Raw genomic sequence first — 20,436 nt, forward strand, 5'->3', positions numbered from 1 at the left:
GATCCGCAGGCGGCGGAACCAGCGCCGGTGGGCAGAACGCGCGGGCGAACGTGCGCTCCACGACCCAGTGTTGGGCACCGAAACCCGAGCCGTGCTCGATGCCCCGGCGGGCAATCACCGGCTTCACCCGGAGAGCCCAGACGAGGCGCCGGTACTTGTCTTGGTCGTATCTACGGTCTCCAGCCCCGGTCCACCCGGCCAGGCGGCGCCAGCAGGTCGTGCCCGAGCCGAAGCCGAGTTCCTGCGGCTGGTGCTCCCAGGACGTTCCGTGCACAGCACGATCAGGGTGCCCTGCGGACTGGTTCTGGGCATGGATTCACTCGGATCCAGAAAGCGGGAAGAGCGCCTCCTGGTCCGCGACCACGAGGGTGTCAGCCATGGCTCCGCGCCTCGCTGCATCCATGGCAGACACCTCAGGTGATCAGGCCGGCGCTGGTCAGCCAGATGTGTTCGCAGGTCGAAGCTGCCTTCTGCAACTCCTCGCGGGACTCTTGCGAGGCGTGGTAGAAGGTCCGCTCGATCATCCAGCACAGGACCCGTGCCACCGCCGGAGCATGATCTGGTGCGGTGCCGACCTCGACGCCGGCTCGTTCCAGGACGGCGGTGATGGCTGTGATGAACAGGTCGGCTGTGTGGTTCCACAGTTCGCCGATCTCCGGCACGGTCAGCGACAGGTCGATCGCCGTGCGCATGACCAAGCCGTGCTCGTTCCACAGTTCGACCGTGCGCTGCATGGCTGCTGCGATGGCCTGGCGTGGTTCGTCGGTCTGCGCGGTGACTCGGGACCGTTCCCACAGGTGCTCGACAGTCCGGGCCACGAGCGCGGTGACCACTTCTTGCTTGGAGCCGAAGTAGAAGTACAGGGCGCCGCGTGTGATGCCGGCGCCCTGCGCGATGTCGCCGATGGTCATGGCGTCGTACCCCTGTTGCGCCAGCAGGGATTCGCAGGTGTCGAGGATGGCCCGCTCCCGGACGTCACCTTTGCGTTCGGTGGTGCGTCGGCTCCGGGCAGGGTGGTGGCCGGCCATCAGAGCTGAGCGCCCTCGGCGAAGTCGGTCGTGCGGGAGAGCGTCTCCCACGCGCGGATGTCCTCGTCCACGGCCGTGCGCGCGGCGGTGACCAACCGCAGCGCGTCCGAGCCCAGGACGAGGTGGGCCGGCGGCTGATCGACCGACGCGATGTGTACGACGGCGTCCCCGGCCCTGGCCGGATTCCCCAGCTGATTTCCGCTGGCCTTCTCTCGCGCTTCGCGGACGGGGGTGAACTGCTCGTCATAGTCGCCGATGGACCGCGCAGCGCGTGTCATGGACCGTCCGGCCCAGTCAGTGCGGAAGGACCCGGGCTCGATCGCCGTCACGTGGATCCCGAACTGTGCGACCTCCTTGCCCAGCGCCTCCAGGATGCCTTCCAGGGCGAACTTGCTGCCGCAGTAGGCGGACATGCCCGGCACGGCCATAAGGCCGCCCATGGAGGTGACGGCCATCAGGTGTCCACGGCGGCGCCGACGCATGTAGGGCAAGGCCGCCTGCAAAGTGGCCACCGCCCCGAAGACGTTGACCTCGAACTGCCGCCGCACGTCACTCAGCGGGGTTTCCTCGAAGATGCCCTCCAGGCCGTAGCCGGCGTTGGCGATGACGACGTCCAGGGGGCCGACGCTCTGCTCCACCTCCGTGACCACGCTTGAGACGGCCACGTCGTCGGTCACATCCAGGATGCGTCCGTGGGCAAACCCAGGCCTGGTCGCTTCGAAGGCCCGCAGATCCTCATCGGAGCGGACCGTACCGACGACGGTGTGCCCGGCGGCCAGGGCGGCTTGGGCGAATGCACGCCCCAAGCCCGTGCTGACGCCGGTGATGAGCCAGTTCTGGTTCCCCATCATTCCTCCAGAGAGGTCGCGCGAGGAGCCGGGATGCCCCTTGCAGCAAAGTCTACATAGTGTCGATTTTTATCTTCACCACGTCAATTCTGGGCAGGCGCACAGAGGGCGACAGGGCGGGGCCGGCGTCGTCTTCAGCCCGGCTGCCACGTGGTGCAGGTCGGAGGTGAGGGACGCGTAGATGCGGACGCCCGGGGGGGGAATCGCCATGTGGATCATGGGAGTTCGTGGGTGAGTGGTCTCCTGGCCGGGATCCCGAGCCGGTCCGCGTGGGGTTGCCGCGTGGGGTTGCCGACCGTGAACTTGAGAACGATCAGTCCCGGGCCGGTCTCGCGGGAGGCCCGCCGTCCGCTTCTCCGGGGAGTCCGGCGGGTGGTGCGCCTGATCACGAGGGTGCTCGCACCCTCGTGATCAATAGTTCCCAGCGCTGAACAAGCCCTGCCGGGTAGCGGGGACACGTTGCCGCGTAGCCGCCCCCTCTGAACCGTGCGTGCGTCTCTCGGCGCACACAGCTCAAGCAGGCCGCGGCATCACCTGGCTCAATGCCGTCAACGACCAGGTCACGGGCATCGGGCAGGTGGTCGCGCCCGGCACCCCGCGCGACCACCTGCACAGCCTGGGCGCGCTGCTGAACCCGGACGACGGGCGCAGGCCGGAGATGGTCACCACCAACAACGCCTCTGCCCAAGGCCGTCGTCGTCGAGTCCCGGGGCATCCCGGCAGCGCAGTGGGCGTTGGGCGGGTTCATCCCGCAACACCGTGTTCGTCTCCAGCACCCGCTGTCCTGACAGCGCTTCCCCTTCGCTCCGGGGCCTACCGGGCGCTACGCCGCAGGGCGCCGTGACACTCAGTCCAGAGCAACGATCACCGCTTCAGACACCGCCAGCCCCGCTTCCTGGATCCGCTGGCGCATGTCTCCCTCATACAGCCAGGCGCAAGCCTCGATGGCTGGGGAGAGTTCGGCGAGGATCAACGCCGCACGCTTCGGTACGTGGGTTTCCTTCCTCCAAGCGCTTCCGCAGCGATCGATCTCCACCTGTAGATGAAGGAGCGCCTGCTCATCGAACCCGTCGTTCATACGCAGAGGGGTCACGAACCGATTCGCCGCCTCCTCCAGACGACGGACCAAGTCCTTCTCCATGAATGCCTCCGAGTCGGGCGGTTCGCAGCGCGGGTGAGACGATCTTCTCGTGGCTGGTGTGATCACGGGGTCACGACCGTACGGCGCCGTTCAGGGGCCGGAATTCCGCACTCCCCTACTTTCGTTCGCGGCGGCTGGCCAGGAGGGTGGTGCCGGTGATGACGCATCCGATGGCCAGGACTTTGGCAGCCCCGTAGTACTGGTGCCAGTCCTCGGTGGCCGCACGGCCACCCCACACCAGCCATAGCAGCAGTCCCACGCCGATCGCCACCAGGACTATCCCACCCGTCAGGCCGAGCCCGGCCCACCAGGGCGCATCGCCAGGTGGTGGTGTGGCTGCGTCACGACCCCGTCCGCGGTTCTTCACCGTGGCTCCTCTCCTACGAACTCGATCTTCTGCGGGAAGACCGTTGCCACGAAACAATGGTTCCGCTTCGGCGCGCTCACCTCGCACGGACAGTGTGGGTCTCGGCTTGAACTGCACGTATGCCGCCGCTCGTAGCGTGAGCGGGAGGCTTCCACAGTGTCGTGAGTGTTCATCGCGCGAATCCGGATCCGGATCGCCTCACCGGGCGTGGAGCGGCGCGGCGCCTCTATCCCCTCGGACCGCTGCTGCCGTGACGGCGCCGGGCGGGTCGACGGCCGCGCAATGACTGTCCGGTGCCGGGGCCTTACCCGTCGTCAGGTAGGTGTCGACCGCGGCACGGACGCACGGGCTGCCGCTGCGATCGTAGGAGGAATGGCCCCAGCCGTCGTAGGTCAGCAGCGTGGTGGTGTCCTTCGACTGCTGATGGGCGTTGACCGTCCAGGCGTACGGCGTTGACGGGTCATAGAGCGCGTCGAGCATCAGAATCTGCGGAGCCTTGCGGATTTTCAGCGGGTGCTGGGGGTTGTTGACCGGATCGTGCACGCCGACGCACGCCGTGATGTCGGTGTGGCCGACTGTTCCGCCGCGCATGAGGGGAGCCAGCGCACGCTCCCTGGCCTCCAGCGCTTGGTATTCGGCGAAGGTGCGGATCGGGAAGTTCCAGTCCGAACAGACCGCAGCCTGATAGACGCTGTTCTCCTCCGGGCCGGCCGCCGTCCGGGGCCGGGCGGACTCGCTCTTGGGCTGCTCATCCAGTCGACGCACATAGGTGGCCAGTGATGCGTACTCGACCGGCCGGTACAGGGAGTACGACACGGTGTTGATGATGTCCTGCGCTCGCAGACGCGCACCGGGGTGGTCAGGATCGGTCAGTTCGCCGCGGTCAGCCTTGGCCAGCACGTCGTGCCACAGCTGGATGACGTCCCTTCCGTACAAAGCGCAGGAAGGGGTTCTGCCGCACCAGCGCACCCACTCGGTGAAGGTGGCCTCCACGGCGGCAGACTCGGTGCCGGCATAGTCCCAGATGCCCAGGCTGTGATCCATGTTGCTGTCGAGGACCATCGTGCGGATCTTGTCGCCGTACCGTTCCGCGTACTGCTGTCCCATCAAGGTGCCGTAGGAAGCGGCGAAGTAGTTGATCTGCTGTTCGCCGAGCGCGCGCCGGATCCGGTCCATGTCCTGGGCCGTCGAAGCGGTGTCGACGTGCTCGGCGAGTGGTCCGGTGCGCCGGCGACAGTCGTCGAGCAGCGTGCGGTTGTACGCTCCCAGAGCGTCGAACTCGGCCTGATTGACCGGAAATATCGACGCCGGGTGGTCCAGCAGTTCGGTGGAGCACATCACCGGCCGGCTGCGGGACACACCGCGGGGATCCCAGCCGACAACATCGAAGCGGGCATAGATGTCAGGGCTGAACAGGTTCGGGCGCAGTGCGTAGTCCACCCCGGAACCGCCCGGTCCGCCGGGGTTGATCAGCAGGACCCCGATCCGCTTGGCCGGATCCGTCGCCTTGCGGCGGGCCACCGCGAGATCGAACGTTCCGTCCGCGGGGTTCCCGTAGTCGACCGGCAGACGCAGGCTTCCGCATTCCACGGTCGCGTCCTCGGGGCAGGCCGACCACTGGACCGTCGTGGCCGGCGCGGCTGATGCGGCTGATACGGGGAATCCAGCTAGCACGCCGCCGAGCAACAACGTGCTGGTGAATAAAACCCCGAAGGTGTGGGACATCGATCTCAAAATCACTCCCGAATTGTGTGGAGCAACGACTTCAAGCCTCGGCGGGGCGGAGTGACGTCGGTTTCCGGGCGCCCGTAATCGGGTTTCTGCGCCGTCACGACGTCGCGCGGCCCGGCGGGCTGGGCATGAAGTTCTGCTCGGTGTTGTCGGTAATCAGCCGGAATGCCGACTGCCGAAGTCCAGCACGAACCAAGTTCGTGGACAAGGACCTATTTCGTCATGCCGAACTGGCCATCCTCGACGCCAGCACGGCGCTACAGGACGGACGCCCAGTCCCATCGGCCGCAGGTCGGGCAAGGCGTCCTGATTCCGGCTCAACTCCCGCAGTTCTCAGTCTATTTGAGGAGATCAGCACATCAATGTCGGTAATACAGCGGGATGTTCCAACATGTGCAATGACGTGGCTCGGCTCGTGCTGCGGCGCGACGAGGCCAGGTGTGTGTGATACGTACGGGACCCAATGGGTCATCCGCCGGCCGACCGTGGACCAGCCGACGAAACGGGTGCGGGAGGCTCAGCGGGCCAGCAGGTCACGGACTGCGGCAGCGATCTCGTCGGGTGCCTCTTCGGCCATGAAGTGCCCGGCGCGGGTCAGCCGGTGGTCCAGGTCCGGCGCCCATGCCTTCCACACTCCGGCAGCATCGAAGCCGAGCTGCGCGCCCCAGTCCTGCTGGATGACGGTGACGGGCATGGCCAGCTGCGATCCCGCGTCCACGTCCGCTTGGTCGTGCGTGACGTCGATGTCCGCCGAGGCCCGGTAGTCCGCGACGATCGACGTCACTGCCGCGGCGCTCGCACGCAGGTATTCGGCACGCACATCTGCGGGCATGGTGGTCGGGTCGTTGGCCCAGGCGTCGAGGAAGGAGCCGAAGAACGCGTCCGCGCTGGCCGCGATCATCGCCTCCGGCAGGCCCGGCGGCTGCGCCATCAGGTAGAGGTGGTAGCCGACCGCCGCCGAGGTGCCGTGCAGGACGTTCCACATGTCGAGCGTCGGCACGATGTCGAGGATGCCCAGGTGCGTAATGGTCTCCGGGTGGTCCAGCCCGGCGCGGAAGGCGACCAGGGCCCCGCGATCGTGGCCGACGAGGGCAAAGCGCTCATGGCCGAGCGACGCCGCCAGCGTGACGATGTCGGCGGCCATGGTGCGCTTGGCGTACACGTCGGGGTTGGTTGCCGCCGGCTTGTCGCTGGCGCCGTAGCCCCGCAGGTCGGGACAGATCACCGTGTGCCTGTCGGCGAGCCGCTCGGCTACGTGTCGCCACATCAGGTGCGTCTGGGGAAACCCGTGCAGCAGCACGACCGGGCTGCCGCTGCCGCCGACAGCTGCGGTCAGCTCCACACCGTCCGCACCGGGCAGCCGAACCTGCTCGAAGCCAGGAATCGTGAACGTCATACGGGACCACCTCTTCTGGTCGGGAACTCGACCGGATCAGCGTGGGCGAGAGCGATCAGCAACCGATCAGTGCGGTTGGGCGCGGATGCCCATGGCACGGAGGATGGGGGCATGCGAATCGACGTGCTCGGTGCGGTTCGGGCCCTCCACGACGATGGCAGCCCGGTTGACCTGGGCGGACCCCGCCATCGTGAGGTACTCGCCCGGCTCGTCGCCGCCGAGGGACAGATGGTCACCACCGACACCCTCGTCAGCGACCTGTGGGCCGACCCGCCGGCCCGCGCCGTCGGCGCTCTGCGTACCTTCGTCGCCGCGCTGCGCCGCGCCCTCGAACCCGACCGGCCGCCCCGTACTCCGCCAACCGTCATCGTCACCGAAGGCCCCGGCTACGCGCTGCGCCTTCAGCGCGAGGACGTGGATGTCCACCACTTCCAGGACACGCTGGCCCGAGCCCGCCTCAACCCCGCGGCGGTGACCGACCTCGGTGCGGCACTCGCGGCGTGGCGCGGACCGGCCTACGCCGATGTGCCGGGCTCCACTTGGGCGCAGCGCGAGCGGACCCGGCTGGAGGAATTGAGATTGGAGGGTGTGGAGCTGCGCGCGCGCATCCTCCTGGACTCCGGGGAAGGGACGGATCTCGTCGCCGAACTGGGTGCCCATGTCACCGAGCACCCGTGGCGCGAACCGGCCTGGGAGCTGCTCGCCCGCGCGCTGTTTCGTGCCGGCCGCCAGGCCGACGCGCTTGCCGGCCTCCGCCGCGCCCGCGCCCAGCTCGTCGATCAGCTCGGGCTCGACCCCAGCCCCAGCCTCCAGGCCCTGGAAACCGAAATCCTCACCGGGTCGGCGCCCCTTGAAGGAGCACATACCGCATGGGCCGGCCCTGGTGTCCGGCTCGGCCCGCGCACCACCGTGGATCTGGCCCGCACCCTCGCACTGGCGGGCGGTGATGCCCTCCTGCGCTCACGGCGCGACCGCCTCGCCGCCATCCGGGCGGCGCAACGCACAGGAGACCTCTCCCTGACCGCGCGCGTCATCGGAGCCTACGACGTGCCGGCCATCTGGAGCCGGGCCGACGACCCCGAGCAGTCCCGCGCGGTCGTGGCTGCCGCTGAGCGCACGCTGGCCGGACTCGGCCCGGACGGTCCCGCCGACCTGCGCGCCCGCCTCCTGGCCACGATCGCCATCGAAAGCCGGAGCGCCGATCTGTCCACGGCCGAGCTGAAGCGCGCGCAGCAGGCCGCGCGTCAGGCCGAGGAGCTGGCGAGGAAGCTCGCCGATCCCGCCCTGCTCGTCTACGCCGTCAACGGGGTGTTCCTACAGTCCTTCGGCAGCCCCGGACTCGCTGGGGCACGGGACAGGACCGGCGTCGAGATCCTCGACCTGGCCACTCGGCACGACCTGCCGAACTTCGCCGTACTCGGTCGCCTGATCCGCCTGCAATCCGCCTCGGCCCTCGGAGACCTCCACGACGCAAGCTCGCACGCCCATGCCGCCGACCAGCTCGCCGCCACCACCGAGGCGCCCCTCGTCCCCGTCCTCACCCGATGGTTCAGGGCCCGCGCCACAGCCGCCCGCAGCACCGAACCGGGCGGGCCGAGCGCGGCCACCGCAGCAGCCCGCTACCGCACAGCCGAGGAGACCCTGCGGACAGCCGGGATGCCAGGGCTGCACCGCGGCCTGTTCCCGCTCGCCCTCCTGGGACTGCGCCTGCTGCACGACCGGCCGGCGCCCACCGACCCGCACCTCGACTGGGGCCCCTACAGATCCTGGACACGTCCCCTCGTGCTGCTCGCCCAGGACCGGAACGAGCAGGCCCGCGCAGCCCTCGCCGAGGTACCCGAACCACCCCATGACCACATGCAGGAAGCCATGTGGTGCCTGACCGCCCGCGCCGCCGTACTCCTCGGCGAGCGCGGAATCGCCGCGCACGCTGCGGCTGCCCTGCGGGAAGCAGGTGCAGAACACGCCGGTGCCGCCAGCGGATTGCTGACCCTGGGGCCCGTGGCGCGATACCTGTCAGAGGCGCAGGCATGCGCCTCAGCGAGGTAAGCGACCGCAGTCAGCGAGTCCCGGGCCCGTCCGCCTTCACCCCGCAGACCTTCGCCTCCCCCCCTCGGCTTGGCGGGCGTCGCCCTCTGCCTGCTCTGCCTGCTCTGCCTGCTATTCAATGCGCACCCGGTTTGCCACACATGCTCATTCGGCAGCTTTTCTGTCACCGGCCCCGTGGTTGGTGACAGAGGGGCTGGTGACGGAGAGGCTGGTGGGTGGAGGGGTGCGGAGCCGTGGACGTTCTCCTTGGGGTCCGAACATGACCAGATACTCGACCGGTCCGGCGGATCCGGCGTTCGCGACTCCGTGGGGAACGCGGGTGTCGAACTCGACGACGTCCCCGGAAGTCAGGACGAGGTCCTGATCACCGAGTACGAGCCACAACCGCCCGTACAGGACGCACAGCCACTCGTAGCCCTCGTGGGACACCTGACGGGGCCGCCCGGGCGGCTCTGCGACGGCAGGCAGGACATGCTTGTGAGCGTGCAGACCGCCTACGTATGGGGTCAGCGGCAACACCGCCTTGTCGTCGCCGAAACTGTGCCGCGCCGCGCTACGGGGTTCGGCCGCGGGAGCGGGGGCGGTGCCGGCCAGTTCGTCCAGGGAGACGGCGTACTCCTTCGCCAGATGCAGCACCACCTCCAGGGTGGGCTTGCGTCGGCCGGTCTCGATCCGCGACAGCGTGCTGGGCGAGATGCCGGTCGTGCGGCTGACATCAGTGAGTGTGACGCCACGGCTCTCGCGCACGACCCGCAACCGCGGCCCCATCGCCGCCAACGTCCGGATCACGTCGTCACCTGCCACCGTCCCCGTTCCTTTCCCTTGCCCGCCATACGGCCCTGTCCTGCAACCTTGCCAGAATGGCAACGACGATCGCGCCGGCCGGCCGCGGCCCCGCATGATCGACGGGTACCCGCGTCCATCCGCGAACCGAGGAGACGTCCCCCATGCGATCCGAGCCGACCACTGCGCTGCGCCACCGCACCATCGAGGCCGCCGTCGGGCGCCTGCACCTGGTAGAGCAGGGCACCGGTCCGCTGATCCTGCTCGTGCACGGCTTCCCCGAGTCCTGGTACTCCTGGCGCCACCAGCTCCCGGCCCTCGCGGCGGCCGGCTACCGGGCAGTGGCGATAGACGTGCGCGGGTACGGCCGCTCCTCCAGGCCGGAGGCGACCGACGCCTACCGGATGCTCGACCTGGTGGCGGACAACGTCGCTGTCGTGCGCGCTCTCGGCGAGGAGAACGCAGTGATCGTCGGCCACGACTGGGGCTCCAACATCGCCGCCACCTCCGCCCTGCTGCACCCCGGAATCTTCCGCGCTGTCGGCCTGCTCAGCGTCCCCTACGCACCACCCGGCGGCCCCCGCCCCACCGACGTCTTCGACCAGATCGGCGGCCCCGAGCAGGAGTTCTACGTCTCCTACTTCCAGGAGCCCGGCCGCGCCGAGGCAGAGATCGAGCCCGACGTACGGGGCTGGCTCGCAGGCTTCTACGCGGCCTTGTCCGCCGACACCATGCCCGCCGCGGAGGAGCCCGACCCGCACTTCGTGGCCCGCGGCGGCCGGCTGCGCGACCGTTTCCCCTCCGGCCCGCTCCCGGCCTGGCTGACCGAGGACGACCTCGACATCTTCGCCGGAGAGTTCGAGCGCACCGGCCTGACCGGCGCCCTCAATCGCTACCGCAACATGGACCGCGACTGGGAAGACCTCGCCCCGCACCGCGGCGCCCCCATCAACCAGCCGTCCCTGTTCATCGGCGGCGCACTGGACGCCTCCACCACCTGGATGGCCGACGCCATCTACGCCTACCCCACCACTCTCCCCGCCCTATCCGCCTCCCACCTCCTGGACGGCTGCGGCCACTGGATCCAGCAGGAACGCCCCGGCGAGGTCAACAGGCTGCTGACCGACTGGCTCGCCTCGATGCAGAGCTGACGCGGGCGGCCTGACCCGAGCAGTCTGACGGTGCTTTTCAGGCGGCCACGCCGAGGCGACGCAAGCCTTGCCCGCTCGGCGACGTGCGCGAACGCGGCGCCGTCCTCGCGCTTCCGCAACGGGTGCCGCATTGCAATCAGTTCGACGCCCCAGCCGTACGGGAGCCCGTCGACAGCGGCGCCGCGCACTCACGCCATGCGGCCCTGCACCGTCGGTCGGCCATCGATTCAGGTGACGGATGATTCGGTCGCATACGCCAGGCTTGGCGCGGGGGCCGCTGCATCAAGTTGCCCGCCCTTATCGATCGCATCGATCCAACCGAGATACATAGGCATGTGATATACATGAACTATGGGTCAGGCGACGAACGATCCCGAGCAGGGTGTGATCGCGGAGGCTTTCGACGAGGTCATGCGCCTGGTGATCCGTCATCTCACCGACTATCGCGGTCTGACGTTCACCACGATCATGTTCCTGGGCACACTCGATCGCGACGGGCCGTCCCGGCTCACCTCTCTGGGAGCGGCTGAGGGCATCAGCCAGCCCTCGGCAAGCCAGTTGGTGCAGCGCCTGGAGCGGCAGGGGCTGGTGGTCCGGAGCAAGGACCCTCAGGACGGCAGAGTGTCGTTGATCGCCATCAGTGAGGCCGGTCGCGCGCTGCTGGCCGACCGGCTGCGTGATCGCCACGACCGCTTGGCTGATCTGCTGACAACGCTCTCACCCGAAGACGACGCGACGCTGCGGTCGGCGATGCGAGCGGCCGGGCCGATCGTCCGGAGGCTGATCGACGCCTCCTCGCGGTCAGACGACGCAGCCGCCGGCTGACAAGTTCCCCAGGGAGCAATGACCGCCACACATCAGCCCGTCGTCCCGTCGTCCCGTCGTCACGTCGTCACGTCCTGCCATCTGTTTGCGGAGGGAGACACGATGACCACACGCTCCGATACAGCCACTGTTCCAACGAATTCGCGATCCCGAGCAGCCGACTTTCCGTCCAGCTACGACGTCGTAATCGCCGGAGGCGGCCCCACGGGGTTGATGCTGGCCGGGGAACTGCGGGCCGGAGGCGCCTCGGTGACCGTGCTCGAACGACTGACCGACGTCGCCACGACGCTCAAGGCAGGGACCTTGAACAGGCCCAGTGTCGAGGCGCTCTATCGGCGTGGCCTGCTGCCTGCGTTACGCCGAGCGCAGGAACAGACGGAGTGGGCCCACTCGTTCATGTCCACCCGGCGGTCGGACGGCACGAGGGCGCTGCCACGGTTCGCCGGTCATTTCGCGGCGATCGCGCTCAGCGACGAGATGCTGGATGCATCCGACCCCGATCTGTCCGGGCTCCACCCACCGGACCTGGTCGACCTGGTTCACCAGAGGCAGGTAGAGGTACTGCTCAGCGAGCACGCTGCGCGACTCGGCGCGGACATACGCCGCGGAGTGGAGGTGACCGGTTTCGAGGAGGACACCGACGGGGTGACCGTCTCGACCGGCGAGGGCCTGATCCGGTGCGGGTGGCTCGTCGGCTGTGACGGCGGCCGGAGCACCGTGCGCAAGCGCGCCGGGTTCGACTTCCCCGGTACCGATCCGGAGATCACCGCCTACCATGCCGTCGCCGACGTAGCGGGCGTGCAGAGTCTGGGCGTCGGCTGGCACGCGACCGCCACCGGTGTGTACATCAACGACCCGCCGCGCAAACGGATCACCACCATCGCCTTCGGCGGCGCACCGGCCGATCGCGACACCCCCGCGACCACCGAGGAACTGCGCGCGTCGATCCGGCATGTGACCGGCGTCGACGTCACGGTCAGCGGGATCACGAGTCTGACCCGATTCACCGACAACGCCCGCCAGGCCACGACCTATCGACAGGGGCGGGTGCTGTTGGCCGGCGACGCGGCCCACGTGCACTCCCCGTTCGGCGGGCAGGGACTCAATCTGGGCCTTGGCGACGCGATGAACCTCGGCTGGAAACTGGCCGCCACCGTACGCGGGACGGCACCAAAGGGGTTGTTGGACACCTACACCGCGGAGCGGCACCCCCTCGGCGCATGGGTGCTGGACTGGACGCGTGCCCAGATCGCCCTGATGCGCCCGGACCCCTACGCACGAGCGCTGCGCGAGGTGGTGAGCGATCTGGCAGGGACCACCCAGGGCGCCACGTATTTCGCGAAGAAGATCTCCGGCCTCTGGCAGCGATACGACCTCCCCGGCGATGACCCGCTGGTCGGCGCCAGCACCCCGGATTACGAGTTGGCCGACGGATCCCGGCTCGCCGACCACATGCACGACGGCCGGGCGGTCCTGCTCGACCCGTCCGGCACACTCCGGGCCGCGTCCGCCGGATATCGCGACCGCATGCGGACGATCACATCCGATCCGGTGGGCAACGATGCTCCCGCAACCCTCTTCGTACGGCCGGACGGCTACGTCGCCTGGGCCGGCGAACCGAACGAGAGCGCGTTGAGCAACGTACTGGGGACCTGGCTCGGCACACCCATCACTCCCCTCACTCCCATCACTCCGCCACCTGCGGCACAGAAGCCCGAGCCGACACGACCCGCGCGTGAATGAACCGGCCCGACGGCTTCCACCACGCGACACTCAAGACGCATCGGACCCGATATCGCCTTGCCCAGCAGGGTCCCTGCCGTGCCTGCCGCGCCTGCCGTCCCTGCCGAGCCATTCGAGGTCAACATCAACGACACCCAGATCCCCGAACCTGCGTGAACGATTGCGACGGACGCGGTGGCCCGAAAGGGCGCCGGTGGCCGCAGGCAGACCCTCCCCCGGTCACAGAGTTCTCACAAAGGCGGTTCCTAGCGTGCGATGAGCCGGCGCCGGGGCGAGGACTGGATCCCCAGCGGCCGCGGAACACGATGATCGGCGGATGAGAGGGATCGGTTGCCATGTTCGGTATTCGGCAGTGCCGCCCGGCCTCGGTGCTGGGCGTGGGACTCGCGGTGGCGCTCCTGGCCGCCTGTTCGGGCGGCGGCTCCGGACACAGCAACGCATCGGCCGGGACGACATCAACGGCTTCGGGTGGCTCCAGCACGCGTCCGAACATCGTGTTCGTCCTCACGGACGACCTGTCGTGGAATCTGGTGCAGTACATGCCGCACGTCAAGGAGTTGCAGAAGGACGGGACGACCTTCTCGAACTACTACGTGACGGACTCGCTGTGCTGCCCGTCCCGGTCGTCGATCCTGACGGGCGAATTCCCGCACAACACCGGGGTGTTCACGAACAACGGCGATGACGGCGGATACGCGTCGTTCAACCGCAACGGTGACGAGAAGAAGTGCTACGCGCCGGCGATGCAGAAGGCGGGATACCGCACCGGCTTCATGGGCAAGTACCTCAATGGCTACCTTCCCGCCGACAAGAACGGCACCTCCGCGCCGTACGTGCCGCCGGGCTGGAACACCTGGGACGCGGCGGGCAACGGTTACCCGGAGTTCAACTATGCCCTCAACGAAAACGGCAAGGTCGTCCACTACGGGCATGACCCCAAGGACTACCTCACCGACGTGGTGGCCGGCAAAGCCCGCGCGTTCATCGACTCGGCGGCCACCAACAAGAAGCCCTTCATGCTTGAGCTGGCGACCTTCGCCCCGCATGCGCCTTCCACGCCCGCCCCACGTGACGCACGCTCCTTTCCCGGCCTGAGGGCTCCGCGCACCCCCGCATACAACACCCCGTCCACTCCGACACCGAAATGGCAGAGCGGCCTGGCACCGCTGTCCTCCGAGGAACAGACCTCCATCGACCAGAAGTTCGCCAAGCGCGTCCGGTCGGTCCAGGCCGTCGACGACATGATCGCGGGCGTGCGCTCAGAACTCGAATCCAAGGGCCTTGCGCGCAACACGTACATCGTCTTCAGCTCCGACAATGGCTTCCACATGGGCGAGCACCGGCTGCGCCCGGGCAAGCAGACGGCGTACGACACCGATATCAAGGTGCCGCTGGTGGTGGCGGGACCGGGTGTCCCGGCTGGACACACCGTCTCCCAGCTCGCCGAGAACATCGACCTGAGCCCCACCTTTCAGGACCTCTCGGGCGCTGGCGCCCCCACAACGGCGGACGGGCGCAGCCTCGCGCCACTCCTGCGCGGGCAGAGCCCGACCGGCTGGCGACAGGCAGTCCTGATCGAGCACCATCACCCGGTCTCGAAGACGGACGACCCGGACGCGGCCCCCGACAACAGCGGCAACCCGCCCACGTACGAGGCGATCCGCACGGCCAACGCGCTGTGGGTGGAGTACGCCGACGGCGAGCGCGAGTACTACGGCACCACCGCAGACCCGAACGAACTCCAGAACAAGGCAGCGTCGCTCTCCGCTGCCCGGCGCGACGCGCTGCACGCGACGCTGACCGCCATGCAGCACTGCTCCGGAACGGTCTCCTGCGAGAAGGCGTCGGCCCTCCAGCCCACCGCAGGCCGATAGGCCCAGCCCGTCCCGGCCCGGGTGTGATCCGCGACGAAGGGCTTCCGTTCCCCCGGGCCGAGGCCTTCGCCACTGCACAGTGCCCATCGAACGCCTCGGTCCGCGCACTTGGTGAGTTTCACGCCCGTCGCCAGGCTGGTGTTGATGGGTGGGTGATGCGGCGGGTCATGAGGGGACCCACATGGCCGTGTACGTACGTGAGTTGCCCTCACCGCCGCGCGAGCGGCACGGCGAGCCCGGCTGGGCGTCACACTTAGGGCAGGCGTGCTGTTCGACGTCGTCAGCGTCCGAACGGTTGGCCGGGAAAGGCTGCTGAGGGCCCGTCATGGGCTCGGATCAAGGACTCACTGATCCTTTTCGATCATTCCTCGGCGGTCAGTCCTTGCAGTGGGCCGGAAGCCAGGACTGCGGTGACGAAGTTCGAGAGCTGTGCCCGCATTCTTTCCCGCGGGATGCGCTCTTCTCCAGCCAGATGCTCGACGAGGTCGGCTCGTGTGGCGGCGAGCAGGGCGTGGGCGGTGAAGCCGCTGTCGGTCACGCTGGGGATCTCCTCCAGTACGGCTTGGAGCAGGCTGTGCCAGCGCTCGTAGTGCTCCGCCCGGTACGGGCTGCTGCTCCCGCCTTCCTCCAGGGCCAGCGCGAGGCGCCGGTTGTCGAGTTTGAAGCACAGGACGGCATCGAGCAGGGCAGGAACCCGCTCGCGTGGCGGGGTCGTGGGCCCCAGTGGTGGTGGGCCGGTCTCGACGGCCTGCCTGATCGGTTCGAGCCGGCCCTCGTACAGCGCGCGCAGCAGCCCGGCGCGATCACCGAAGGCCCGGAAGAGCGTGCCCTTGCCGACGCCGGCCGCAGCCGCGACGTCGGCCATGGTGACGTCCTCGGGACTCTCATGGCGGGCGAACAGGGCGTCGGCAGCCGCGAGCACGGCCTCCCGGTTGCGGATGGCGTCCTTGCGAGACGACTGGCGTTCGGGCATGCCGCACCTTCCGGTTGCGAAACGGACCGGCGGTCCATATTGTTCAAACGGACCTAGGGTCCGGATTCTATGACAGGAGGACACTCATGTCCGCACCGACTTGCCCGGCGGATCTGTACCGCCACAGCCTGCGACTGCTGCTCGACAAGGACATTCCCGCGTGGGTCGCCCTGTGGGCCGAGGGCGGCCTCATGGAGTTCCCCTTCGCCCCCGCCGGCTGGCCCCGGCGACTGGAGGGCAAGGAGGCCATCGCCGCCTACATGCGCCATTACCCCGACCACATCGACCTGCACGACTTCCCCGACCTGCGGATCCATCAGACCACCGATCCAGGGACCATCGTGGTCGAGATGCGCGGCATCGGCCGCCTGGTGGAAAGCGACGCTCCCTTCGACATGACCTACATCGCCGTCGTGACCGTTCGAGACGGACACATCACCTCCTACCGCGACTACTGGAACCCCCTCGCCGTCCAGGAGCCCAGCGCCGACTTCACCGGGAGCAGCCGATGACCACCGCCGGCATCACTTTGGTCATCGGCGCCACCGGCACCACGGGAAGCCGCACCGCCGCGCAGCTGACGGCCGCGGGCCACCGTGTCAAAGCCGCCAGCCGTCAAGCCACCCTGGTCGTCGGAGCTGAGCCGGTCCCCTTCGACTGGTACGACCCCGCCGCCCACGCGGCCGCCCTCGACGGCGTCGACCGGGTCTACCTCATACCGCCTCTGGGCGACTCCGACCCCGCGGCGACCATGCTGCCGTTCCTCCACCAGGCCCGCACCGCCGGCGTGCACCGCGCGGTGCTGCTCAGCTCCTCGGCCATCCCCGAGGGCGGTCCGGCGGTGGGAACGGTGCACCAGGCCCTGCCCGATCTCTTCCGGCACTGGGCGGTACTGCGGCCCTCGTGGTTCATGCAGAACTTCACCGGCACGCACGCGCACGCTCGTAGCATCCGGGACGAGGGCAGCATCTGGACCGCCGCCGAAAGCGGCCGGGTCGGCTTCATCGACGCCGACGACATCGCGGCGGTCGCCGTCCGTGCCCTCACCGACGAGCAAGCCCCCAACACCGACCTCGTCCTCACCGGACCCGAGGCACTCAGCCACGACGACATCGCCACGATCGTCACCGAGGTCACCGGTCACCCCGTGGTCCACCGGCGCCTGTCCTACGAGGAGATGCGCGACCGCCTGACGACGCAGGTGCCGGTGGAGTTCGCCGCGATGCTGGCCGACATGGACCGTGCCATCGCCAACGGCGTGGAGGACCGCATCACCGACACCGTCCAGCGCCTCACGGGTCGGGCCCCGCGCACCTTCCGAGCCCTCCTTGAGCGGGAGATGCGATGCAACAGTTGATGTTCCAGGACGATCAGCGGTTCTGGTTCGAAACCCTGCGCCATCTCGGTCCGGCCTTCTGCGGAGGCTCGGACGTCGGAGAAGTGCCCCTCACCGGAGGAGGCGGTGGCGATGCTGTCGCCTTCAACTGCCTACCCCGCTCTGGTGAAACCCCGGCTGCCGCAGCAGGCGAACCGCAGGCTGGCCGCCGTGTTCTCCGTGGCGTACAGCGCGGGTTCCAGCCTGGGTGCGGCCCCGGTGGGGCTGCTGGGAGGCGGCCCGGTGAAAGAAGGCCCCTCCCCATCACCCGGGTGGGGCCTTCCCGTGGCCGCCGCACTGTCGTGCTGATCAGTCGCCGGTCTTCACGGGCTCCAGTTTGATGCTGAAGTGCCGGAGGATCGGGGACTGGCCCGTAACCCGGTAGCCGTGGACCGACTCGGGGTTCTTCGCGATGTCTGCCAGGGTGGCGGCAACGTGGTCGTAGTGGCTGCGGGTGTAGACCCGCCTGGGGAGAGCCAGCCGGACGAGTTCGTAGGGCGCCGTCTTGACAGGGTTGCCGTGCTCGTCCTCTTCGCCGAGGTACAGCGACCCCAGCTCCGCCGAGCGGATGCCTCCGCGCAGGTAGAGCTCGCAGACCAGTGCGGTGCCGGGGTACTGGTGCGGGGGGATGTGGGGCAGGAGGCGGCCGGCGTTGACGTAGAGGGCGTGCAGGCCGGCGGGCTCCAGGATGTCGACGCCGGCCTCGCGGATGCGTGCGGCGAGGTAGGCGGCTATGTCGGCACGCTCGGCGAGGTAGGCCGGCTCGGTCACTTCGAGGAGGCCGCGGGCCATCATGTCGAGGTCACGTCCGGACAGGCCGCCGTAGGTGGTGAATCCCTCGGTGGCGATGAGCAGGCCCCCGCACCGCTCGGCGAGTTCGGCGTCCTTCAGGCCGATGAAGCCGCCGATGTGGACGATCCCGTCCTTCTTCGCGCTCATGACGCAGCCGTCGGCGAGGCGGAAGGCTTCCTCGGCGACCTGGCGCGGGGTGCGGTCGGCGTAGCCGGGTTCGCGCTGGGTGACCAGCCAGGCGTTCTCCGCGAACCGGGCCGCGTCCAGGATCATCGGCACGTTGTGACGGCGGCACAGTTCGGCGGTGCGGTGCAGGTTGTCCATGCTGACCGGCTGGCCCCCGCCGCCGTTGTTGGTGATGGTCATCAGCACGGCCGCAACGGGCTTCTGGGCCGCGTTCTCCAGGGCCTGTTCGAGGGCGACCAGGTCGATGTTGCCCTTGAACGGATAGTCGCTGTCGAGGTCCTTCGCCTCGGCGCACGGCAGGTCGTACGCCGTGCAGCCGGTCAGTTCGACGTTGGCGCGGGTGGTGTCGAAGTGCGTGTTGGACAGCACACTCGTGCCGGGGCGCAGCAGTGAGGAGAAGAGGATGCGCTCGGCCGCGCGGCCTTGGTGGGCCGGCAAAATGTGGGGGTAGCCGGTGAGTTCGGAGACGACCTCGTGCCACCGGTAGAAGGAGCGGCTGCCGGCGTAGGACTCGTCGCCCTGCATTCCTGCGGCGAGCTGGTCCGCGGAGATGGCGCCGGTACCGGAGTCGCTCAACAGGTCGATGGTGACTTCGTCGGCCCGCAGGTCGAAGGGGTTGTAGGCGACCCGCTTCAGCGCGGCCTCGCGCTCCTCCCGGGTGGTGAAGGCAAGAGGTTCTACGACCTTGATGCGGTAGGGCTCCACGTGACTTCCTTCTGTGCGGTGTGCGGGCTGGTGTGGCCGACGGCCTGGTGCCCGAAGTCCAGGACGCTCTGCGTGCGTTGCGCCGGCAACCAGGTGCCCCGCGGGTACTGCTCCTGGGGCGGCCGGACGCGGTAGGCCTCGGAACTCAGGTAGGCGGTGAGCCGGAGCGGCCGGTTGCGCTCGTACACCAGGGCGAGGTAGGCGATCAGCCCCACACCGTCGGCGAGGGATCGCTGGGTGAGCGCGGCCAGACTCCGCTTCAGGACGGTGGGGTCCACGCCGGCTCGGTTCAGCAGGGCTGTGGCGCGGGCGAGGGCCTCTTCGTCATCGCGCACGTAGTCGCGCACGGGAATGTGGAGCGTGAAGCCGCTCGGGTTGCTGTCGTCTTCGGTGAAGGAGTGGCAGGTGAGCGCCGGCCGCCCCACCAGTCGCGGGGTGTCGTTCTCGCCGCGCTCGGACGGCGCGAGGGAACCCGCGGCCGCGTGGAAGAAGTAGCGGACGTCGGCCGCCGCGGCTCCGGAGGTACGGCTGAGCGCGCAGGCGTCATCGGCTGACATGCGCAGGTGTCTCACGTAGACCTTGACGCGGGGGGACGTCCAGGCGCCCAGGTCCAGAGCGAGGAACGGATAGCCGGCCGCCGCGGGCAGTTGCTCGAAGGCCTGGCCGTAGCCGAGCCGCCGCAGTGCCTCGCGCACGGTGCGGGCCGCGCTTTCCGGGCCGGAGGCGGAGGGGTTCAGGTAGACCTTGACCCCTGGAACCCCTCCGGCGCGCAGATCGAGCGCGTACCACAGGGCTAAGGGGCCCTGGGCTTCAGCGGGGAAGAACAGGTCGGCGAGGGCGTCGAGTTGGTCGATGGCGAAGCCCCAGCGGGCGCCCAGCGCACGAATGGCCGCAAGCCCGGCGCGGCCGCTGTCGACCATGTCGTTGTGGGCCCACCCCGGCTCCACGAGCACGCGCAGGGCCGGGGCGGTGTCCGGAGCGCCGGCGAGGGAGAACTCGACGGGGGTGTGGTCGTCGGAGAGGAAGGCGGGCGAGGCCGGCGGCAGGGACAGCGGCCGGTGGGCGGCGCCTGCGAGGGACTCGATCAGAACCTGTCCGTACAGCTCGGTGTCTGCCTCGCTCAGGTCCACCGCGGCGCCCAGGCGCCGCAGTTGACCGAGTACGTGGTCGCCGAGCGTCGTCTCACCGGGGCTGGTCGCCGGTATGCCGGGGCGGGAGGTCATCGGCTGCCTCGCAGGTCGTGGCGCGTAACGCGCCTGGACGGTGCGGGAGTACGGGGACGTGCGCCGCCGACAAGGGAGACGAGAGTCAATCCGCTGCCTGGACCAGCGGGTATTCGGTCCTGCGGCTGGTCGGGATCGCCGCCGCCGCACGGATTCCGTCTTCTGGGGATGGTGCGTAGTGGGCCCGGTCGGGCGCTCGCCGACTGGGGCGCGGAGATGTTTGCGAGGTCCACTGCCTCTCCTTCA

Annotated in this window: 18 protein-coding genes and 2 pseudogenes; 7 read left to right on the forward strand and 13 right to left on the reverse strand. The window is 68.9% G+C overall.

The window, feature by feature from the left end; translation table 11 throughout:
* Positions 1–43 precede the first annotated feature (43 nt).
* The 8 genes and pseudogenes from CG740_RS41040 to CG740_RS19555 all read right to left on the reverse strand — a co-directional run.
* Positions 44–178 (reverse strand): annotated as a pseudogene (locus CG740_RS41040) (IS5/IS1182 family transposase); the annotation flags it as partial.
* Positions 179–286: pseudogene (locus tag CG740_RS41920) on the reverse strand (IS5/IS1182 family transposase); the annotation flags it as partial.
* A 127-nt stretch (positions 287–413) separates the two neighbouring features.
* A complete protein-coding gene (locus CG740_RS19525) occupies positions 414–1,028 on the reverse strand; it encodes a TetR/AcrR family transcriptional regulator (RefSeq protein WP_100576470.1) in 615 nt (204 codons plus the stop codon).
* Positions 1,028–1,876 carry an oxidoreductase gene (locus CG740_RS19530; RefSeq protein WP_100576471.1) on the reverse strand — a complete coding sequence of 283 codons (849 nt, stop codon included), beginning with the start codon at positions 1,874–1,876 and terminating at the stop codon, positions 1,028–1,030. The genes CG740_RS19525 and CG740_RS19530 overlap by 1 nt, the downstream gene beginning before the upstream one ends.
* An 847-nt stretch (positions 1,877–2,723) precedes the next feature.
* The gene (locus CG740_RS19540; protein WP_100576473.1) at positions 2,724–3,017 is read right to left on the reverse strand and encodes a hypothetical protein; all 294 of its coding nucleotides are present in this window, start codon (positions 3,015–3,017) and stop codon (positions 2,724–2,726) included.
* A 115-nt stretch (positions 3,018–3,132) separates the two neighbouring features.
* A complete protein-coding gene (locus CG740_RS19545) occupies positions 3,133–3,384 on the reverse strand; it encodes a hypothetical protein (RefSeq protein ID WP_100576474.1) in 252 nt (83 codons plus the stop codon).
* A gap of 198 nt (positions 3,385–3,582) precedes the next feature.
* Entirely contained in the window at positions 3,583–5,109 is a 1,527-nt protein-coding gene (locus CG740_RS19550; RefSeq protein WP_100576475.1) for an alpha/beta hydrolase, read from the reverse strand.
* A 523-nt stretch (positions 5,110–5,632) separates the two neighbouring features.
* Positions 5,633–6,511 carry an alpha/beta fold hydrolase gene (locus CG740_RS19555; RefSeq protein WP_100576476.1) on the reverse strand — a complete coding sequence of 293 codons (879 nt, stop codon included), beginning with the start codon at positions 6,509–6,511 and terminating at the stop codon, positions 5,633–5,635.
* A gap of 111 nt (positions 6,512–6,622) precedes the next feature.
* Between CG740_RS19555 and CG740_RS19560 the strand changes: the two genes are divergently transcribed.
* Positions 6,623–8,560, forward strand: coding sequence for a BTAD domain-containing putative transcriptional regulator (locus tag CG740_RS19560; RefSeq protein ID WP_100576477.1), 1,938 nt, complete (start codon positions 6,623–6,625; stop codon positions 8,558–8,560).
* A gap of 144 nt (positions 8,561–8,704) precedes the next feature.
* Here CG740_RS19560 and CG740_RS19565 read toward each other — a convergent pair whose 3' ends face one another.
* Positions 8,705–9,364, reverse strand: coding sequence for a helix-turn-helix domain-containing protein (locus CG740_RS19565; RefSeq protein WP_100576478.1), 660 nt, complete (start codon positions 9,362–9,364; stop codon positions 8,705–8,707).
* A gap of 143 nt (positions 9,365–9,507) precedes the next feature.
* On the opposite strand from CG740_RS19565, the gene CG740_RS19570 reads away from it, so the two are divergent.
* The 4 genes from CG740_RS19570 (at position 9,508) to CG740_RS19585 (ending at position 14,936) form a co-directional block, all read left to right on the forward strand.
* Positions 9,508–10,494, forward strand: coding sequence for an alpha/beta fold hydrolase (locus tag CG740_RS19570; protein ID WP_100576479.1), 987 nt, complete (start codon positions 9,508–9,510; stop codon positions 10,492–10,494).
* Positions 10,495–10,845: 351 nt separating this feature from the next.
* On the forward strand, positions 10,846–11,319 hold the full coding sequence (locus CG740_RS19575; RefSeq protein WP_100576480.1) for a MarR family winged helix-turn-helix transcriptional regulator: 474 nt from the start codon (positions 10,846–10,848) through the stop codon (positions 11,317–11,319).
* Between the two features lie 18 nt (positions 11,320–11,337).
* Complete coding sequence (locus CG740_RS19580) at positions 11,338–13,062, forward strand: FAD-dependent oxidoreductase (RefSeq protein WP_267895412.1); 1,725 nt, start codon at positions 11,338–11,340, stop codon at positions 13,060–13,062.
* Positions 13,063–13,397: 335 nt separating this feature from the next.
* The gene (locus tag CG740_RS19585; protein ID WP_100576482.1) at positions 13,398–14,936 is read left to right on the forward strand and encodes a sulfatase family protein; all 1,539 of its coding nucleotides are present in this window, start codon (positions 13,398–13,400) and stop codon (positions 14,934–14,936) included.
* A gap of 165 nt (positions 14,937–15,101) precedes the next feature.
* Here the strand turns inward: CG740_RS19585 and CG740_RS41925 are convergent, their stop codons facing one another.
* Together CG740_RS41925 and CG740_RS19595 are read right to left on the reverse strand one after the other, a co-directional pair.
* Positions 15,102–15,263, reverse strand: coding sequence for a zinc finger domain-containing protein (locus CG740_RS41925; RefSeq protein WP_442802834.1), 162 nt, complete (start codon positions 15,261–15,263; stop codon positions 15,102–15,104).
* A 34-nt stretch (positions 15,264–15,297) separates the two neighbouring features.
* A complete protein-coding gene (locus tag CG740_RS19595; protein ID WP_100576483.1) occupies positions 15,298–15,909 on the reverse strand; it encodes a TetR/AcrR family transcriptional regulator in 612 nt (203 codons plus the stop codon).
* Positions 15,910–15,995: 86 nt separating this feature from the next.
* Between CG740_RS19595 and CG740_RS19600 the strand changes: the two genes are divergently transcribed.
* Positions 15,996–16,421 carry a nuclear transport factor 2 family protein gene (locus tag CG740_RS19600; RefSeq protein ID WP_100576484.1) on the forward strand — a complete coding sequence of 142 codons (426 nt, stop codon included), beginning with the start codon at positions 15,996–15,998 and terminating at the stop codon, positions 16,419–16,421.
* Positions 16,418–17,266 carry an NmrA family NAD(P)-binding protein gene (locus tag CG740_RS19605; RefSeq protein WP_100576485.1) on the forward strand — a complete coding sequence of 283 codons (849 nt, stop codon included), beginning with the start codon at positions 16,418–16,420 and terminating at the stop codon, positions 17,264–17,266. The genes CG740_RS19600 and CG740_RS19605 overlap by 4 nt, the downstream gene beginning before the upstream one ends.
* 327 nt (positions 17,267–17,593) lie before the next feature.
* Here CG740_RS19605 and CG740_RS19610 read toward each other — a convergent pair whose 3' ends face one another.
* Positions 17,594–18,967, reverse strand: a complete 1,374-nt coding sequence (locus CG740_RS19610; RefSeq protein WP_100576486.1) for a tryptophanase — start codon at positions 18,965–18,967, stop codon at positions 17,594–17,596.
* Complete coding sequence (locus CG740_RS19615) at positions 18,940–20,190, reverse strand: tryptophan dimethylallyltransferase family protein (RefSeq protein WP_100576487.1); 1,251 nt, start codon at positions 20,188–20,190, stop codon at positions 18,940–18,942. The genes CG740_RS19610 and CG740_RS19615 overlap by 28 nt, the downstream gene beginning before the upstream one ends.
* Positions 20,191–20,436: the final 246 nt, after the last annotated feature.

The sequence above is a fragment of the Streptomyces sp. CB01201 genome, assembly GCF_002803085.1.
Classification (GTDB): Bacteria; Actinomycetota; Actinomycetes; order Streptomycetales; family Streptomycetaceae; genus Streptomyces; species Streptomyces hundungensis.

Coding starts and splice junctions, on each gene's coding strand:
- CG740_RS19525 (WP_100576470.1), bottom strand. CDS start 1,028: ATGGCCGGCCACCACCCTGCCCGGAGCCGACGCACCACCGAACGCAAA.
- CG740_RS19530 (WP_100576471.1), bottom strand. CDS start 1,876: ATGGGGAACCAGAACTGGCTCATCACCGGCGTCAGCACGGGCTTGGGG.
- CG740_RS19540 (WP_100576473.1), bottom strand. CDS start 3,017: ATGGAGAAGGACTTGGTCCGTCGTCTGGAGGAGGCGGCGAATCGGTTC.
- CG740_RS19550 (WP_100576475.1), bottom strand. CDS start 5,109: ATGTCCCACACCTTCGGGGTTTTATTCACCAGCACGTTGTTGCTCGGC.
- CG740_RS19555 (WP_100576476.1), bottom strand. CDS start 6,511: ATGACGTTCACGATTCCTGGCTTCGAGCAGGTTCGGCTGCCCGGTGCG.
- CG740_RS19560 (WP_100576477.1), top strand. CDS start 6,623: ATGCGAATCGACGTGCTCGGTGCGGTTCGGGCCCTCCACGACGATGGC.
- CG740_RS19570 (WP_100576479.1), top strand. CDS start 9,508: ATGCGATCCGAGCCGACCACTGCGCTGCGCCACCGCACCATCGAGGCC.
- CG740_RS19575 (WP_100576480.1), top strand. CDS start 10,846: ATGGGTCAGGCGACGAACGATCCCGAGCAGGGTGTGATCGCGGAGGCT.
- CG740_RS19580 (WP_267895412.1), top strand. CDS start 11,338: ATGACCGCCACACATCAGCCCGTCGTCCCGTCGTCCCGTCGTCACGTC.
- CG740_RS19585 (WP_100576482.1), top strand. CDS start 13,398: ATGTTCGGTATTCGGCAGTGCCGCCCGGCCTCGGTGCTGGGCGTGGGA.
- CG740_RS41925 (WP_442802834.1), bottom strand. CDS start 15,263: ATGACGGGCCCTCAGCAGCCTTTCCCGGCCAACCGTTCGGACGCTGAC.
- CG740_RS19595 (WP_100576483.1), bottom strand. CDS start 15,909: ATGCCCGAACGCCAGTCGTCTCGCAAGGACGCCATCCGCAACCGGGAG.
- CG740_RS19600 (WP_100576484.1), top strand. CDS start 15,996: ATGTCCGCACCGACTTGCCCGGCGGATCTGTACCGCCACAGCCTGCGA.
- CG740_RS19605 (WP_100576485.1), top strand. CDS start 16,418: ATGACCACCGCCGGCATCACTTTGGTCATCGGCGCCACCGGCACCACG.
- CG740_RS19615 (WP_100576487.1), bottom strand. CDS start 20,190: ATGACCTCCCGCCCCGGCATACCGGCGACCAGCCCCGGTGAGACGACG.